Genomic DNA, 16,892 nt, shown 5'->3' on the forward strand with positions numbered 1-16,892 from the left:
GCGCCGGGCGCGGCTTCGCGGGTCTTGACAGCCCGCGTCCGCGCGCCCGGCGCCCCGGCCCGCCCGGGCCGGCGGGCGACCTAGACTCACATGTCGTGAACGCCGCCGTGTACCCGCCCAAGCTCTTCGTCCGGACCGTGCCGCTGCGCGGCGGCGCCGACTCCCTGGTGCGCCGCCTGCCCGCGGGGACGCCGCTGGCCTGGCTGACCGGCGACGGCGGCCTGGTCGGCTGGGGCGAGGCCGCCCGCTGGGACGGGGCCCCCGAGCCGGAGGGGACCGAGCCCACCGACACCACCCGCTTCACCGAGGCCGCCCGCTGGCTCACCGGCCTGCTGGAGCGCACGGAGGTGGAGGACGAGGTCGGCCTGCCGGGCACCGGCGCCGCGGCCTTCGGCACGTTCACCTTCGCCCCGGCCTCCTCCGGATCGGCGATGATCGTCCCCCGGGTCCTGCTGGGCCGGCGCGGCGACCGGGCGTGGCTGACGACCGTCACCGACGAGCCCGGCGTCCACCCCGGGGAGCTGCTGTACCCGGCGCCCGCGCCCCGCCCGGTCGGCCCGCTGTCCTGGAGCACCGGCGCGCGGACCGCCGCGGAGTGGGGCGGCGTCGTCGCGGAGACCGTCGCGCGCATCCGCGCCGGAGAGCTGGACAAGGCGGTGCTGGCCCGCGACGTCACGGCCCTGGCCGAGTCCCCCATCGACGTGCGCACCCTGCTGGAGCGCCTGCACCACCGCTACCCGCAGTGCTTCACGTTCTCGGTGGCGGGCATGGTCGGCGCCACCCCCGAGCTGCTGCTGCGCCGGGAGGGCCGGGAGCTGTCCTCCCTGGTGCTCGCGGGGACCCGTCCGCGCGGGGCCTCGGCCCAGGACGACGAGAGGCTCGCGGAGGAGCTGATGTCCTCCGCCAAGGACGTGGAGGAGCACGGCCTGGCGGTGGACTCCCTGCGCGACGCGCTGGCCCCCCTCGCCGAGGAGCTGGTGGTCCCGTCCTGGCCGCACCTGCTGCGGCTGGCCAACGTCCAGCACCTGGCCACCCGCGCGCACGCCCTGCTGCGGCCGGGGGTGTCGGCCCTGGACGCGGTGGCCGCGCTGCACCCGACGGCGGCGGTGGGCGGCACCCCCACGGCCGCGGCGATGCGGCTCATCGCCGAGGAGGAGGGCATGGACCGCGGCGGCTACGCCGGGCCGGTCGGCTGGGTGGACGGTGCGGGGAACGCCGAGTGGGGCATCGCCCTGCGCAGCGCGCACGTGGACGGGGCGCGGGCCCGGCTGTTCGCCGGGTGCGGCATCGTCGCCGGGTCCGAGCCCGCGTCGGAGGTCGCCGAGACCGAGTCCAAGTTCCGCCCGGTGCGCGAGGCCCTCACCGACTGACGGCGGGGCCGCGGACGGCACCGGCCGTCCGCGGCGGGGATCCCCGCCGCCGGGGCCGCCTCCGCGCGCCCGCCCCGGGCCGGGAAACCGGCGCGTAACACGCCGGGGCTACCGTGCCGCCATGCACATCGACTTCGTCTCCTGGGACGACCCCGAGGGGGCGGCCCTGCGGGCCGGGCAGCGCGCCGAGATCGCCGAGCGGTACGGCACCCCCGACTCCGAGCCCGGGACGCCGCCCTCCGCGTCCGACATCGCCGTGTTCGCGCTCGTACGGGCCGCGGACGGCACCGCCGTGGCGTGCGGGGGCCTGCGCGACCTGGGCCCGGACGCGGGCGGCGAGGTCAAGCGGATGTACGTCCCGCCCGCGCACCGGGGCTCGGGGGCGGCCTCCCTGCTGCTGGCCGCGCTGGAGGACTGGGCGCGCGGACAGGGGTGGGGGCGGCTGCGCCTGGAGACCGGCGACCGCCAGCCCGACGCGGTGCGGTTCTACCGCAAGTCCGGCTACGCCCCCGTGGAGCCCTTCGGCGCCTACGCCGACTCGCCCTCGTCGCTGTGCCTGGGCAAGGACCTGTAGGGTCCGCGGACGCGAGCCGGCCCCGGGACTCCCCCACGACGGAGATCCCGAGGCCGGCGGCCCGGTGGTCGGTCACCGACCGACGTCTTGGCCGCCCTTGTGCCAGATGCAGACCACGGACGGGCGGGGGAAGTCGCCGTCGGGCCACACGCTGGTGGGCGCCTCGAAGGTGCCGTTCTCGCCGGGGTGCTGCGGGGCCAGGAACACCGTCTTGTTGTCCTCGGTGATCAGCGGCCCGCACGCCTCGGCGTCCACCGGGACGGTGGCGAAGGTCTTGAGTTCACCGCGGAAGCGGCCCTCGACCGGCATGACGTGCAGCGCGTCGTTGATCCCCATCGTGCCGGGCTGGCCGTCGGTGGAGATCCACAGGTTGCCGTCCTTGTCGAAGGCGACGTTGTCGGGCGAGGAGATCGGCATGACCTTGGACTTGTCGTAGCCCGCGTAGTAGGTGTCCTCGTCCTCGGGGTCGCCGCACACCAGCGGCACCGCCCAGGAGAACGCCTCGGCGGCGGCGTCGCCGCCGTGCTCGACGATCTCCAGCACGTGGCCGTGCTTGTTGGCGGCGCGCGGGTTGGCCTCGTCGGCCTGGCCGGGCTCGCGGGCGGTGTTGTTGGTGAGGGCCACGTACACCTTGCCGGTGACGGGGCTGGGCTCGACGTCCTCGGGCCGGTCCATCTTGGTGGCGCCCACGGCGTCGGCGGCCAGGCGGGTGTGGACCAGCACCTCGGCGACGGAGAACCCGTCGACGAAGCTCTCGGTGTCGGTGGCCAGGGCGATCCAGTCGCCGTAGCCGTCGAACTCGCCGTCGGCGGGCAGCGCGCCGGTGCCGTCGATCTCCTCCTCCGGGCTGTTGCCGGTGAGGCGGGCGACGTAGAGCGTGCCGGTGTCCAGCAGGGTGAGGTTGTGGTCGGTGTCGCCCTCGCGGTACTTCTTCGCGCTGACGAACTTGTAGATGTAGTCGAAGCGCTCGTCGTCGCCCATGTAGGCGGCGATGCGGCCGTCGGCGGCCACCTGGATGGTCGCGCCCTCGTGCTTGAAGCGGCCGAGCATGGTGCGCTTGGCCGGCGTGAAGCCGGGGTCGAAGGGGTTCACCTCGACGATCCACCCGAAGCGGTTGGCCTCCTGCGGGTGGCGGGCCAGGTCGAACCGCTCCTCGGCGCGGTCGAAGCGGCGGCCGCCGTAGGTGTTGCCGCTGGTGGGGATCCCGTAGCGGGCCAGGGCGGGCTTGTCGGCCTCGGGGACGCCGTCGCCGCCGACGAAGTACTGGTTGAAGTTCTCCTCCGCGGTGAGGAAGGTGCCCCAGGGGGTCATGCCGCCCGCGCAGTTGTTGAGGATGCCCCTGACCTCGCGGCCGGTGGGGTCCTCGGCGGTCTTGACCAGGTCGTGCCCGGCGACCGGGCCGGTCAGGACGGTGGGGCTGTTGCCGGTGACGCGGCGGTTGTAGCGGCGCTCGCCGCCGGCCAGGACCCACTTGCCGGTCCGGCCCTCGCGCTCCAGTTCGACGATGGAGCCGCCGTGCGCCTGGATGGCGACCCTGATGTGCTCGACGTCGGCCTCGTCGCCGTTGGTGTACCCGCGGAACATGATGTTCTCGTTGGTGTACTCGTGGTTGACCCAGAGCAGGCCGCGGTCCCCGTCGATCTGGTGGAAGCCGACGTAGTCGCAGTTGTAGCCGAACTGCTTGGACTGGGCCTCGGCGGTCTGGTTCTCGACGTCGAACCCGGGGGCGTCGGGCAGGACGGCGTCGCCCCAGCGCACGATGACGTGGTGGTCGTAGCCGCCGGGGACGGTGACCTTGTCGTCGTTGTTGGGCAGCACGCTGCGGAAGGTGGGCCGGGGGGCGGGCTTGGGGCGGCCCGGGCCGCGGTCGGGGTCGGCGAGGGCGGGAGCGCCCATGCCCAGGGCACCGGCACCGGCGCCGACCGCGACGGCGCCCAGCACCGAGCGGCGGGAGAGCGCCTTGGCGAAGATGTCACCGAAGTAGAGGTTGTCGCTGGTGTTGGGGGCGGGGTGGAAGCAGGCATCACCGCAGCGCAGCTCGCACGTTCTGCGGGAGCGTCCTCCCTGGGCCATGCCGATGAGGGGCAGCGGACGGCGGTGGGGCGCGGATTCGGGCACACCTTCTCCTTGGGGATCGTGACTTCCCCCGGACGGGTCTCCGCCCTGGTACGGGGCTGGGGCGGGGACGTCCGGGGCGGCGGCAGGCGGGGTGCTCCCACCGGTCGCTCTCGACCTTGGCCGAGGTTCCACACGCAGGGGTGAAACCGAGGTGAACGCCCTTACAACTCCGTCGCATCACCGGGTTGATCACCATGAGCGACTTCGTGAACACCCACCGTCGACCTCTGTCCGTGATGATCCACCACCGCGGACCGCCGGGTCCAGGCTCCACGCCAGAAGCCCTTCCCGGCCCCCGTCCGTGTCCCTGCCCTGTCCGCGCCCCGGCTACCCCCGGGCCCCGCTGCGGCCGACCGGCACCACCAGGGGGCCGCCGGTCACGGGGTCCTCCACCACGACGGCCTCCAGCCCGAAGACCTCGCGCAGCAGGGCGGGGGTGAGCACCTCCGCGGGCTCGCCGCTGGCCAGCACCCGGCCCTCGCGCATGGCGATGACGGTGTCGGCGTAGCGGGCGGCCAGGTTGAGGTCGTGCAGCACCATGACGATGGTGCGCCCGCCCTCGTCGTGGAGTTCGCGCACCAGGTCGAGCACGTCCACCTGGTGGACCAGGTCCAGGAAGGTCGTGGGCTCGTCGAGCAGGAGCAGGTCGGTGCCCTGGGCGAGGACCATCGAGATCCAGGCGCGCTGGCGCTGGCCCCCGGACAGCTCCGACAGCGGGGTGTCGGCCAGCTCGGCCAGGCCGGTCATCTCCAGGGCCCGGGCGACCGCCTCGTGGTCGTCGCCCGACCACTGGCGGTACCAGCGCTGGGCCGGGTGCCGGCCGCGGGCGACCAGGTCGGCGACGGTCAGCCCGTCGGGGGCGGTGGGCTGCTGGGGCAGCACTCCCAGCACCCGGGCGACCTCACGGGTGGGGGTGCGGTGGATGTCGCGGCCGTCCAGCTCCACCAGCCCGGCCCTGGGGCGCATCAGCCGTCCCAGGGCGCGCAGCATCGTGGACTTGCCGCAGCCGTTGGGGCCGATGACACAGGTGACGGTGCCCTCAACGATGTCGGCGTCCAGGCCGTCGACGATGACGCGGTCGTCGTAGGCCAGGGTCAGGCCGCGGGCGCTCAGCCGCGCCCGGGCGCCGGCGGGCGCGTCCGCGGAGCGGGTGGTCTGTGGGGAAGTCACGCTCGGGTCCTCCGGTTGGCGCGGACGAGCAGGTGGATGAGGTAGAGGGCGCCCAGGCAGCCGGTGACGACGCCGACCGGGAGCTGGATGTTGTCGAGCGCGGTGCGGGCGAGCAGGTCGGCCCCGCTCACCAGGGCGGCGCCGACCAGGGCCGAGAGCAGCACGGGCGGCCGGGACGTCCCGGGGCCGGCCAGGCGCAGGGCGATCTGCGGGCAGGCCAGGGAGACGAACAGGACGGGGCCGGCGGCGGAGGTGCCGAAGGCGGCCAGCAGCACCGCCAGGACCAGCAGGGCGGTGCGGGCGCGCTCCAGGTCCACGCCCAGGCCGCGCACGACGTCGTCGTCGTGGGCCAGGGCGTCCAGGGTGCGCGAGGACGCCAGCGCGAGCGGTAGCAGCAGGGCCAGCGCGAGGGCGACCGGCGCGGCGTGCTCCCAGGTGCGCATGCTGAGGCTTCCGGCGACCCAGACCATGGCCCGGCCGGTGTCGGTGACCTCCCCAAGGGTCAGCAGCCACAGGGTGAGGTTCATGAGGATGGTGGAGACGCCCACGCCCACCAGCAGCAGCCGGTAGCCGTCGACGCCGCCCCGCCGGGCCAGGGTGTAGCACAGCACCCCCGCGCCCAGCCCGCCGGCCAGGGCGACGGCGGGCACGCCCAGCGAGGACAGCGGGCCGCCCCCGGAGAGGATGCCGTAGCTGCCGCCGAACGCCAGGACGGCGACCACGCCGGCGCTGGCCCCGTGGGTGACGCCGAGCAGGTCGGGGCTGGCCAGCGGGTTGCGCATGATGGTCTGGGTGACGGCCCCCGCGGCGGCCAGGGCGGCACCGGCGAGCATGCCCACCACCACGCGCGGCATCCGCACCCGCCACACCGTGAAGTAGTGCTCGTAGTCGGTGCCGATGACGTGCGCCCACACCTGGGCGGGGGACAGCGGGGTCCGGCCCAGGGAGAGGTTGAGGGCGAGCAGGACGGCGAGGGCGGCCAGGACCGCCAGGCACACGGCGATCAGGCGCGGGCGCAGGCGCAGCGCGACCGGTCCCAGGCGCAGGGCGGGGCGGCTGCGGCGCAGCCGGTCGCGGACCTGCGGCGATGCGCGTTCGGGGGCGAGGGGTGTCATAGGGCGAGGAGTCTCCGGCTGCGGACGATGTAGATGAAGAAGGGGGCGCCCACGAGGGCGAGCACGATGCCGACCTGGAGTTCCCCGGGCGGGGCCAGGAAGCGTCCCAGCACGTCGGCGGCGAGCAGCAGGACCGCGCCCATGAGCGCGGAGTAGGGCAGCAGCCACCGGTGGTCGGCGCCGACGATCCCGCGGGCCAGGTGGGGGACGATCAGGCCGACGAACGCGATGGGGCCGCAGGCGGCCACGGTGATGCCGGTGAGCAGGGTGATCGCGAGCAGGCCGACCGCGCGGGCCCGGCCCACCCGGTGGCCCAGGGCCCGGGCGGTGTCCTCGCCCAGCGCCAGGGCGTTGAGCGCCCCCGCGTTGGCCAGGCCCAGCAGGGTGCCGGCGGCGACCACGGCCAGCATCGGCAGCAGGATGTCGGCGTCGCGGCCGACCAGGGAGCCCACCCGCCAGAACCGGAAGTCGTCCATGGTCGAGCGGTCCAGCAGGACCAGCCCGGACACCACCGAGTAGGCCAGCCAGCTGACGGCGGTCCCGGCCAGCGCCAGGGTGACGGGGGTGGGCCCGCGGCCGGGCACGGATCCGATGAGGTACACGACGACGACCGCGGCGCCCGCCCCGGCGAAGGCGAGCCAGGCCTGGGTGTGCAGGGCGGTGATGTCGAAGAGGGCGATGCCCAGGACCACGGCCAGGGCGGCGCCGAAGGTGACGCCCAGGATGCTGGGGTCGCCCAGGGGGTTGCGGGTGTGGCCCTGCATGAGGGCCCCGGCCAGTCCCAGGGAGACGCCGGCCATGATCCCCAGGGCGGTGCGGGGCAGGCGGATCTCCTTGACGATGATGTCGGCCTCGGCGCCCGCGGTGGCGGTGAGCGCCTGCCGGACGGTGTCCGGGCTCAGGGCGCGGGCGCCGACCAGCACGCTGGCCAGCACCGCCAGGCACAGCAGCAGGACGAGGACCGCGAGTCCGGTCAGGCGGCGGGCCCGCCGGGCGGAGACGGCGGCGCCCGCGGGCGCCGCGTTAACGGGGGGCGGCCCGGAGGTGTCGTGCACCCGGACTCCTATCATGACGAAGGCCAGGCGAACCTAAGTTAGGTTTGCCTAGCCGTATCTGGATGTCCTAAGTTTGCCACGTCCCGGCCTGGAACGACACACCGCCCCGCGCGATCCGCGCCCCCGCCCTCCCCGGACCCGACGCGTTCCCCGACACGATGGAGCCCCCGAATGACCCTGCCCACCCGGCCGCGCCGACCCGCCCTGCCCACCGCCGCCGCGGCCGCCGCGGTGGCGGTGCTGACCGCCTGCGGAGCCGGGGGCCCGGAGGGGGACCCCGGGGCCTCCAACGCCCCCGCCGACGGCTACCCCCGCACGGTGGAGCACTTCCTGGGCTCGACGGAGATCCCCGCCGCGCCCGAGCGGGTCCTGCCGCTGGACGCGGCCTACGTGGACTCCGTCCTGGCCCTGGGCGGCACCGTGGTGGGCTTCACGACCTTCGCCGAGGACACCGAGGCCCTCCCCGACTACCTGCTGGACAGCGACTGGAACACCGGGACCTCCGACGGGGCCGTCCCGGTGGGCCTGCTGTGGGAGGTCGACCCCGAGGCGGTGGCGGCCACCTCCCCGGACCTGATCCTGTCGGCGCAGGTCCGCCACGGGGACGGGTACGAGCAGTTCTCCGAGGTCGCCCCGACCGTCATGTCGGAGACCACCGGGGCCACGTGGAAGGAGAACCTGGTCCTGACCGGCGCCGCCCTGGACGCCGAGGACGAGGCCGAGCGGCTGGTCGCCGAGTTCGAGGAGCGCGCCGCCGCCCTGGGCGAGGAGATCACCGCGGCCAACGGCGGCGAGGCGCCGACCGTGTCCGCGGTGCGGTTCGCCGGCGACGCCGACGGCGTGCGCCTGTACACCCCGCAGTCCTACATCGGCGTGATCCTGGAGGACGTGGGCCTGGAACCGGGCCCGGGCGTGGACACCGGCTCCGAGGAGATCGTCACTTACCACAGCCAGGAGCGCCTGCTCGACCTGGACGCCGACCACCTGTTCGTCGCCACCTACGACGACGGCGGCGCCGACGGCGTGCAGGAGAGCAAGGAGGAGTACCAGGCCGCCCCGCTGTGGGGCGAGCTGACCGGCGAGATCACCGAGGTGGACGACGAGTACTGGATCTCCGGCGTGGGCCTGATCGCCGCGCACGAGGTCCTGGACGACCTCGCCGAGATCTTCGGCGTCGACCCCCAGCGGTAGCGGCACCCCGCTTCCCCGCTCGAACGGGGCGCGCGGCGCCCGACCGGCGCCGCGCGCCCGTGCCACACCACGCAAGCCCGGGAGACCCCTGTGGAACCGCCCCGCTCCTTCGAGCACGCCCCCGCCCTGGACGCCGACCGCATCCCCGCCCCGGTACGGGCCGCGGCGCTGGAGCTGGCCTCCGGCACGGGGGCGGGCTATGTCTACGACCCGGCGCTGGCCGCCGACCGGGCCCGCACGCTGCGCAAGGCGCTGCCGGACTGGGCCCGCGTGTACTTCGCGGTCAAGGCCAACGGGTTCGACCCGGTGCTGGCGCACCTGGCCGAGGCCGTGGACGGGTTCGAGACGGCCTCGCTGCGGGAGGCCCGCGCCTCCCTGGCGGCGCTGCGCGAGCGGCGCGGCGGGCCGGGCGGACGGATCGCGGTGAGCGGCCCGGGCAAGAGTCCCGAGCTGCTGGCCGGGCTGGCGGCACTGCGGGCACGCGGCGCCGACATCGCGGTCAACCTGGAGAGCGTCCTGGAGGCGCACCGGGCGTCGGCGGCCGCGGTCGCCGCGGGCACGGTGCTGCCGGTGACGGTCCGGGTCAACCCGGCCCGGGTGCCGGTGCGCGGCTCCCTGGTGATGGGCGGTGTCCCGGGCCCGTTCGGGATCCCCGAGGCGGAGGTGCCCGCCGCCGTGGCGGCGGTGCGGGCGCTGCCGGGACTGGACCTGGCGGGGTTCCACGTGCACGCGGTGAGCGGCAACACCGACGCCGCCGCGCACGCCGCCTACGTGCTGTGGTGCCTGGAGTGGGCGCGCACCGCCGCGGACCGGCACGGGGTGGACCTGCGCACGGTGGACGTGGGCGGCGGCCTGGGCGTGCCCTTCGAGGCCGGGGACGGCGCCTTCGACCTGGAGGGGTTCGGCGCCGCACTGGCGGCGGCCCCCGACCCGGGGGTGGAGGTGGTCTTCGAGCCGGGGCGGTGGATCGGCGCCCCGGCGGGCTGGTACGCGGCCCGGGTGACGGACGTCAAGCAGGCGTACGGCGGCACCTTCGCCGTGGTGCGCGGCGGCATCAACCACTTCCAGCTGCCCACGTCCTGGGAGATCCGGCACACCTTCGCGGTGCTGGAGGACGACACGTGGCCGGCCGGCACGCCCCGACCCGCGGCCCGCGGGGCGTCGGTGACGGTGTCGGGCGAGCTGTGCACGCCCGAGGACGTGCTGGCGCGCGACGTGCGGGTGGGGTCGGTGCGGGCCGGCGACGTGCTGGTCTTCCCCAACGCGGGCGCCTACGGGTTCGAGTTCGCGATGCCCGCGTTCCTGGGACACCCCCCGGCGGTGCGCACCACCGTGGACTCGCGGCTCCCCTGAGCCCCGACGGCCTGTGGCGGGGGGCACACATACCCCCCTTGACACTTCTTAGGTTAGCCTGCCCTAATTGGTCCGGCCGCGCGGTGCGGCCGTCCCCCGTCCTGCCCCGTCCTCCCGACCAAGGAGTCTCCTCGTGCGCGCCACCCCAGCCCTCGCGGCCGACCCGGCCTCCCCCGTCTGGCGGATCGAGAACCTCACCGGGGCCGACGTCCTCGCCGACACCTCCCCCTGGGTCAAGGCGTACGAGGAGGTCTACGCGCACGCCCTCCACCTGCCCGACCACCGCGAGCCGACCTTCGCGCAGCGCCTCGCCTTCAGCGCCCGGCGCGACGGGTTCCGGCTCACCTCCTGCCACGCCGACGGCGTCCTGGCCGGGTTCGCCTACGGGTACACGCTGCCCGTCGGCACCGGCTGGTGGAACGGCTTCTCCCCGCTGCCCGGCGTGGACTCCGACGAGGTCACCGCCGAGCGCCCCGGCCGGACCTTCGCCATGTGCGAGGGCCTGGTCACCGAGCCGTTCCGGGGCGGCGGCGTCGTCGAGCGCGCCTTCCCCCTCCTCGTCCAGGGCAGACCCGAGGAACGCGTCGCCGGACTGGTCGCCGAGACCAACGCCCACGCCCTGGACCTGGTCCTGCGCAACGGCTGGACCCACGTGGGCGACGTCGAGCCCCACCCCGGGTGGCGCCGCCACCACGCCCTGCTCATGCCCCTGCGCTGACCCGCTCCGGGGCGCCCGCCGCCGTGCGCCCCCGGCTCCCCCGCTGTTCCACCCGCCCCCCACCGGCGGGGCCCGGGACGCGCGGCCTCCCCCGCCGCCCCCGGCGCACCGCACGGGCGCCGCGGCCCGGGGCTCCCCCGCCCCGCCCGCGCGCGTCCCGGACCGCCTCGGAGAGAAAAACAGGAGCCCGACGCCCATGACCATCACTCCCGGTGGCGACACCGTGACCTGGGGCCCCGACGGCCTCACCGTCCCCACCGACGCCTCCACGCTGCTCCCCGGCGCCCTGGCCGGTGCCCCCGGCGGCCCCGAGGCCGTGGCCGCCCTCGTGACGGCCGCCGCCGACGTCCTGTCCGCCGCCCGCGACGAGCGCGGCGGCCCGCTGCCCGCCCGCACGCCGCACGAGGTGGCCGAGGCGGTCCGGACCGCCCTGGGACCGCTGCCCGCCGCCCCGGAGCAGGACCCCGCCTCCGCCGACCCGGCCCGGCGGGTCCTGGCCCGGCTCACGCACGTCCTGGCCGCGAACGCCGCCGACCCCTCCCACCCCCGCTGCGCCGCCCACCTGCACTGCCCGCCGCTGGCCGTCGCGGTGGCAGCCGACGCCGTCGCCTCCGTCCTCAACCAGTCCATGGACTCCTGGGACCAGGCCCCCGCGGCGACCGCCATGGAGACCCGCGTCATCGGCGAACTGGCCGGACTGGCCGGGTACGACCCCGACGCGGCGGGCGGGGTCGTCACCTCCGGCGGCACCGAGTCCAACCTGACCGCCCTGCTGCTGGCCCGCGACCACGCCCTGGCCGGGACCGGGCACGACCCCGTCCGCCACGGGGTGGCCCGGGCCGCCGCCGGAGCCCGCCCGCGCATCCTGTGCGGGGCCGCCGCCCACTTCTCCGTCCAGCGCTCGGCCGCCCTGCTGGGCCTGGGCGAGGACGCCGTGGTCGCCGTGGACGTCGACTCCCGGCACCGGATGCGCCCGCGCGCCCTGCGCGAGGCCCTGGACCGGACGCGCGCCGACGGGGACGTCCCCGTCGCGGTCGTGGCCACCGCCGGCACCACCGACCTGGGCGGCATCGACTCCCTGGGGGCGATCTCCCACATCGCCCGCGAGTACGGGGTGTGGCTGCACGTGGACGCCGCCTACGGGGGCGGCCTGCTGTTCTCCCGCAGGCTGCGCGGCATGCTCGCCGGACTCGGCCGGGCCCACTCGGTCGGCCTGGACCTGCACAAGCTCGGCTGGCAGCCGGTGGCCGCCGGCGTCCTGCTCACCCGCGAGCGGGCCCTGTTCGCACCGCTGTCCCGTTCGGTGGACTACCTCAACCCCGCCGACGACGAGGAGGCGGGCTACCCCAGCCTGCTCGGCTACTCGCTGCGCACCACCCGCCGGGCCGACGTGTTCAAGATCGCCGTCACCCTGCGGGTCCTGGGAACCGACGGGCTGGGCCGGCTGGTGGACGCCTGCCGGGACCTGGCCCTGCGCACCGCCGCCGCGGTGACCGCCCACCCCCGGCTCCAGCTGGCCGCCGCACCCTCCCTGACCACGGTGGTGTTCCGCTACGACGCCGGGGCCGACTCCGACGGGGTCAACGCCCGGCTGCGCCGCCGCCTGATGGAGGAGGGGCGGGCCGTGGTCGGCCGCACCCGCCTGGACGGCCGGGTGTGGCTCAAGCTCACCCTGCTCAACCCCGACACCACCGCCGAGGACACCGCCGCCCTGCTCGCCGAGGTCGCCGCCGCGGGCGACGCCGAACTCTCCGCCACGAAGGAGTCCCGTTGACCGCCGCCGACACCCGCCCCCTCCCCCGCGAGGACGAAGCGATCCACGACCTGGTCGGTATCGGCCTGGGCCCGTTCAACCTGGCCCTGGCCGCCCTCGCCGACGGCCTCCCCGGCTTCACGGCGCGCTTCCTGGAGGCCCGGCCCTCGTTCTCCTGGCACCCGGGCCTGCTGCTGGAGGGCGCCCGGCTCCAGGTGCCCTTCCTCGCCGACCTCGTGAGCCTGGTCGACCCCACCAGCCGCTGGTCGTTCCTGTCCTACCTGCGCGAGCACGACCGGCTCTTCCCCTTCTACTTCTCCGAGCACTTCCACGCCCCCCGCCGGGAGTACGACGACTACTGCCGCTGGGTCGCCCGCTCCCTGGACTCGTGCCGGTTCGACGCGCGCGCGGACGCCGTCCACCACGAGGACGGGGTCTTCACGGTCACGCACACCGGCGCCGACGGGACCGTGAGCCGCACCCGGGGCCGCGCCCTGGTCCTGGGCATCGGCACCGAGCCGGTGCTGCCCGCGCCGCTGCGCCCGCTGGTGGGCGACCGGGTGTTCCACGCCGCCGACCACCTCGACCGGGCCGCCGGGCTGGAGGGCGTGGACGACATCACCGTCCTGGGATCGGGCCAGTCCGGAGCCGAGGTGTTCCTGGACCTGCTCCGCTCCCCCGCCCACCGCGCGACGACCCTCAACTGGCTGACCCGCTCGCCCGCGTTCGCGCCCATGGAGTACTCCAAGCTGGGCCTGGAGCACTTCACCCCCGACTACACCCGGTACTTCCACGCCCTGCCCCAGGAGACCAAGGACCGCGTGGTCCCCGCCCAGTGGCAGCTCTACAAGGGCATCAGCGGCGACACCATCGCCGAGATCCACGACGTGCTCTACGAGCGGGGCATCGGGGGCGCCGACCCGGGGGTGAGCCTGCGCGCCCAGTGCGAGCTGGTGGCCGCCGAGGCCGACGGCGACGGGTTCGCGCTGCGGTTCCGCCACCGCGAGCAGGACGCCGGGTTCACCGTGCGCACCGGCGCGGTGATCGCCGCCTCCGGCTACGCCCAGCGCTCGCCGGACTTCCTGGCTCCGATCGCCAAGCTCATCGAGACCGACGCGCAGGGGCGCCCGTTCGTCGACGGGGACCTGCGGCTGGCCACCGACCCCACGCTCACCGCGCCCGTCCACGTGCAGAACGCCGAGCTGCACTCCCACGGCGTGGGCGCGCCCGACCTGGGCCTGGGCGCCTGGCGGGCGGCCGTCATCCTCAACGCGGTCACCGGGCGGACCGCCTACCGGCTGCCGGAGCGGACGGCGTTCACGTCGTTCGGCGCCCCGGCCGGGGACCGGCGGTGAGCGGGGCCTCGTTCCGGCGGCTCTACCTGCTGGTCATCCTGCTGCACCTGGTGAGCGACGTGGCGCTCAGCCCGTTCTACCCGCAGCTGTTCGAGCGGCTGTTCGGGGTGACCGACCCCGGGGCCACCGGCGTGTACATCTGGGTGTGCCGGGTGACCGCGCTGGCGGCCATGCCCCTGTGGGGGCTGGTCGCCCGCCGGTTCTCCCTGGCGTCGCTGGTGCTGGGGTCGCTGGGGGCGGCCGCCGTGCTGGAACTGCTCCTGGCGGTCTCGCCGACCTACCCGGTGTTCCTGGCCGTGTCCGCGGTGCAGGTGGCGGTGACGATGGCGTTCACCCTGGCCTACCCGGCGTTCGTGGGCACCGGCACCGACCGGGTCCGCGACGTCACCGTGTTCGCGTACGTGGTCAACGGGGGAACGGTGGTCGCCACCCTCATCGGCGCGGGGATCATGGCCCTGTCCCAGCCCCGGTGGGGCATCGCCGCGTGCGCGCTGCTGTACGTGGCGCTGGCGGTGCTGTGCCACCGGCGGCTGCCCCGCGAGCGGCGCGCGGCCCCGGCCGTCGCCGACGCGCCCGCGGCGGACCGGGCCGCTCCCCGCGCCGCTCCGGCGCCGCGGGGAGCGGTGGCCGCGATCGCCGCGGTCGGCGCGGTCGTGCTGGCGGTGGAGGTGGCCCGCCTCGTCGTGCGCCCGTTCTTCACCGTCTACGCGGAGGGCGGCGGCGTCGGCACCACGGCCGCCGCCGTCCTCTTCCTGCTGCCGCAGGTCGCCGTGGTGGCGGTGCTGCCGCTGGCCGGCCGGGCGCACGCCCTGCTGGGCAGGGCGCTGCTGCCGGCGGCGTGCCTGCTGGCCGCGGCCGGGCTGGCCGGGCAGTTCCTCACCGGCGACACCGCGCTGCTGGCGCTGGCCCGGGTGGTGTTCGGGATCGGGCTGGGTCTGGGGCACGTCGCCCTGGACCTGCGGGTGTTCGCGGTGACCGGCACGGACGGGCCGGCGTTCTCCGCCGTGGCCACCGTGCGGGTGGCGGCGACCCTGGTCAGCCCGGTGGCCGCCACCGCCCTGGCCGGGGCCGGGCTGGGGCTGCCGCTGCTGGCGGGGGCGGGGCTGTTCGCCGTGCTGGCGCTGCTGCTGTCCCTGCCCGCCCGCCTGCCGCCCGCCCCGGACGGCGGCCCGCCGCCGACCGCACCCGAGACCACCCGCGGCCCGGAGGCCGCACCCGCACCCGAAACCGCCCGCGCCCCCGGGACCGCACCGGCCCCCCGGGCCGCCCCCGCCGGCGACGACCCGTCCGCGCACCGCACCGAAAGTCCCCACCATGCCTGAGAACGCACAGCACACCCGCGACGCCGACCTGTGGCGCCGGGCCGGAGCACGCCTGCTCGCCCACATGGTGGGCGAGATGGCCTACGAGGAGATGGTCGTCCCCGCGCCGGAGCCGGCCGTCTCCGGCGGCTCCCCCGCCTGGCGGCTGCCCGTCGACGACGGCGTCGTCTACACCTTCACCGCCCGCCGCGGCGGTTTCGGCTCCTGGCACGCGGACCCCGACTCGTTCGTCCGCACCGGAGCGCGGGGCTCCGAGCCCGCCTGGGACCCCACCCGGTTCGTCACCGACGCCCAGAAGACCGTGGGCCTGCCCGGCGACTCCCTGGCCGAGGTGGTGCGCGACCTGCTGGCCACCCACGCCGCCGACGCCCGCCTGCTGGCCGACGCCCTGCCCGCCGCCGACCTGGCCGACCTGCCCTACGAGGACCTGGAGGGCTACCAGACCGGCCACCCCTGCATCTTCGTCAACAAGGGCCGCCTCGGGTTCTCCGCCGGCGACGCCGCCCGCTACACCCCCGAGGCGCGCGGCGCGTTCCGCCTGGTGTGGATCGCCGTCCACCCCGACCTGGGCGGCTTCCAGGCCATGGCGGGCACCGACCGGGCCGCGCTGGTGGCCGCCGAGATCGACGGGGACCAGCGCGCGGAGTTCGCCGCGCTGATCCGCGGGCGCGGCGGCGACCCCGACGCCTACCTGTGGATCCCCGTCCACCCCTACCAGTGGGACGAGGTCGTCGCCCCGCTGTTCGCCGGGGAGATCGCCCTGGGCCGGGTGGTGCGCCTGGGCGAGAGCCGGGACCGCTACCGCCCCTTCCAGTCCATCCGCACCCTGATGAACCTGGACCGGCCCGACCGGCTCAACGTCAAGGTGCCGCTGATGATCCGCAACACCCTCGTGTGGCGCGGCCTGTCGGGAACCCAGACCGGCTGCGCCCCGCACACCAGCGCCTGGCTGCGGGCCCTGGCCGAGCGCGACGCCTACTTCGCCGAGACGGGGGTGGTGATGCTCGCCGAGCGCGCCTCCGCGACCGTCCCCCACCCGGTGTTCGCGCAGATGCCCCAGGCCCCCTACCGGTTCCACGAGCTGCTGGGCACCATCTGGCGCGAGCCGATCCACCGCCACCTGCGCGAGGGCGAGCGCGCCCGCACCATGGCCTGCCTGCTGCTGCGCGGCTCCGACGGCCGCCCCCTGGTGGCCGAGCTGGTCGAGCGCTCCGGGCTGGGCGCGCAGGCCTGGCTGGAGCGGTTCGTCTCCGCCCTGTTCCCGCCGGTCCTGCACTACCTGTACCGGTACGGCGCGTCCTTCACCCCGCACGGGGAGAACGTGGTGCTCATCCTGGACGAGAACGAGGTCCCGGTGCGCATCGCCCTCAAGGACTTCGGCTCCGACGTCGAACTGCTCCCCTTCGACCTGCCCGAGTACGCCGAGATCCCCGAGCACGTGCGGTCGGTGCTGCACCGCTGGCAGCCGCGGGAGCTGGCGCACTCGGTGCTGTCCGCGATCTGCGCCGGGCACCTGCGCTTCCTCGCCGACATCGTCGAACACGACCTCGGGGTGCCCGGGGAGCGGCTGTGGGAGCTGGCCCGCGCCCAGGTGCTGGCCTACCACGCGCGCTTCCCGGAGCTGGCCGAGCGGTTCGCCTGGTTCGACCTGCTGGCGCCCCGGGTGGGGCGGGTGGCGCTCAACCGCGAACAGCTCATGGGCGGCGGCTTCCACGAGCGCGCCGAGCGCGACGCCGAGTTCGACGTCATGCACGGCCTGGTGGACAACCCGCTGGCCCTCGCCCGGGAGGAGGGGTGA

At 75.7% G+C, this 16,892-nt stretch carries 13 protein-coding genes; 9 read left to right on the top strand and 4 right to left on the bottom strand.

What is annotated here, in order from left to right; translation table 11 throughout:
- Positions 1–95 precede the first annotated feature (95 nt).
- Positions 96–1,370 (top strand): isochorismate synthase, encoded by a 1,275-nt coding sequence (locus BUE45_RS25850; protein WP_073382904.1) that lies wholly within the window; start codon positions 96–98, stop codon positions 1,368–1,370.
- A gap of 121 nt (positions 1,371–1,491) precedes the next feature.
- On the top strand, positions 1,492–1,944 hold the full coding sequence (locus BUE45_RS25855; protein ID WP_073382907.1) for a GNAT family N-acetyltransferase: 453 nt from the start codon (positions 1,492–1,494) through the stop codon (positions 1,942–1,944).
- A 72-nt stretch (positions 1,945–2,016) separates the two neighbouring features.
- Here the strand turns inward: BUE45_RS25855 and BUE45_RS25860 are convergent, their stop codons facing one another.
- The 4 genes from BUE45_RS25860 to BUE45_RS25875 form a co-directional block, all read right to left on the bottom strand.
- Entirely contained in the window at positions 2,017–4,062 is a 2,046-nt protein-coding gene (locus BUE45_RS25860; RefSeq protein WP_073382909.1) for a PhoX family protein, read from the bottom strand.
- 327 nt (positions 4,063–4,389) lie between these two features.
- Complete coding sequence (locus BUE45_RS25865; RefSeq protein ID WP_073382912.1) at positions 4,390–5,232, bottom strand: ABC transporter ATP-binding protein; 843 nt, start codon at positions 5,230–5,232, stop codon at positions 4,390–4,392.
- Positions 5,229–6,347: a FecCD family ABC transporter permease gene (locus BUE45_RS25870; RefSeq protein WP_073382915.1), complete on the bottom strand. Its 1,119-nt coding sequence runs from the start codon at positions 6,345–6,347 to the stop codon at positions 5,229–5,231. The genes BUE45_RS25865 and BUE45_RS25870 overlap by 4 nt, the downstream gene beginning before the upstream one ends.
- Positions 6,344–7,402, bottom strand: a complete 1,059-nt coding sequence (locus BUE45_RS25875; protein WP_394328544.1) for a FecCD family ABC transporter permease — start codon at positions 7,400–7,402, stop codon at positions 6,344–6,346. Before BUE45_RS25875 ends, BUE45_RS25870 begins: the two co-directional genes overlap by 4 nt.
- Before the next feature lie 171 nt (positions 7,403–7,573).
- Between BUE45_RS25875 and BUE45_RS25880 the strand changes: the two genes are divergently transcribed.
- The 7 genes from BUE45_RS25880 to BUE45_RS25910 all read left to right on the top strand — a co-directional run bounded on the left by BUE45_RS25880 (position 7,574) and on the right by BUE45_RS25910 (position 16,892).
- Positions 7,574–8,593 carry an ABC transporter substrate-binding protein gene (locus BUE45_RS25880; protein ID WP_073382920.1) on the top strand — a complete coding sequence of 340 codons (1,020 nt, stop codon included), beginning with the start codon at positions 7,574–7,576 and terminating at the stop codon, positions 8,591–8,593.
- Between the two features lie 90 nt (positions 8,594–8,683).
- Positions 8,684–9,946, top strand: a complete 1,263-nt coding sequence (locus tag BUE45_RS25885; RefSeq protein WP_073382922.1) for an alanine racemase — start codon at positions 8,684–8,686, stop codon at positions 9,944–9,946.
- Between the two features lie 133 nt (positions 9,947–10,079).
- Entirely contained in the window at positions 10,080–10,664 is a 585-nt protein-coding gene (locus BUE45_RS25890; RefSeq protein WP_073382925.1) for a GNAT family N-acetyltransferase, read from the top strand.
- A 196-nt stretch (positions 10,665–10,860) separates the two neighbouring features.
- Positions 10,861–12,438, top strand: a complete 1,578-nt coding sequence (locus BUE45_RS25895) for a pyridoxal phosphate-dependent decarboxylase family protein (protein ID WP_084737864.1) — start codon at positions 10,861–10,863, stop codon at positions 12,436–12,438.
- Positions 12,435–13,772, top strand: a complete 1,338-nt coding sequence (locus tag BUE45_RS25900) for a lysine N(6)-hydroxylase/L-ornithine N(5)-oxygenase family protein (protein ID WP_178378655.1) — start codon at positions 12,435–12,437, stop codon at positions 13,770–13,772. Before BUE45_RS25895 ends, BUE45_RS25900 begins: the two co-directional genes overlap by 4 nt.
- Complete coding sequence (locus BUE45_RS25905; RefSeq protein ID WP_073382927.1) at positions 13,769–15,094, top strand: MFS transporter; 1,326 nt, start codon at positions 13,769–13,771, stop codon at positions 15,092–15,094. Before BUE45_RS25900 ends, BUE45_RS25905 begins: the two co-directional genes overlap by 4 nt.
- Positions 15,087–16,892 (top strand): IucA/IucC family protein, encoded by a 1,806-nt coding sequence (locus BUE45_RS25910; protein ID WP_073382931.1) that lies wholly within the window; start codon positions 15,087–15,089, stop codon positions 16,890–16,892. Before BUE45_RS25905 ends, BUE45_RS25910 begins: the two co-directional genes overlap by 8 nt.

Source organism: Nocardiopsis flavescens, assembly GCF_900141985.1.
GTDB lineage: Bacteria > Actinomycetota > Actinomycetes > Streptosporangiales > Streptosporangiaceae > Nocardiopsis > Nocardiopsis flavescens.

Bases quoted from the DNA above. Each gene is read 5' to 3' on its own strand.
- BUE45_RS25855 (WP_073382907.1), top strand. From the start codon at position 1,492: ATGCACATCGACTTCGTCTCCTGGGACGACCCCGAGGGGGCGGCCCTG.
- BUE45_RS25870 (WP_073382915.1), bottom strand. From the start codon at position 6,347: ATGACACCCCTCGCCCCCGAACGCGCATCGCCGCAGGTCCGCGACCGG.
- BUE45_RS25880 (WP_073382920.1), top strand. From the start codon at position 7,574: ATGACCCTGCCCACCCGGCCGCGCCGACCCGCCCTGCCCACCGCCGCC.
- BUE45_RS25895 (WP_084737864.1), top strand. From the start codon at position 10,861: ATGACCATCACTCCCGGTGGCGACACCGTGACCTGGGGCCCCGACGGC.
- BUE45_RS25910 (WP_073382931.1), top strand. From the start codon at position 15,087: ATGCCTGAGAACGCACAGCACACCCGCGACGCCGACCTGTGGCGCCGG.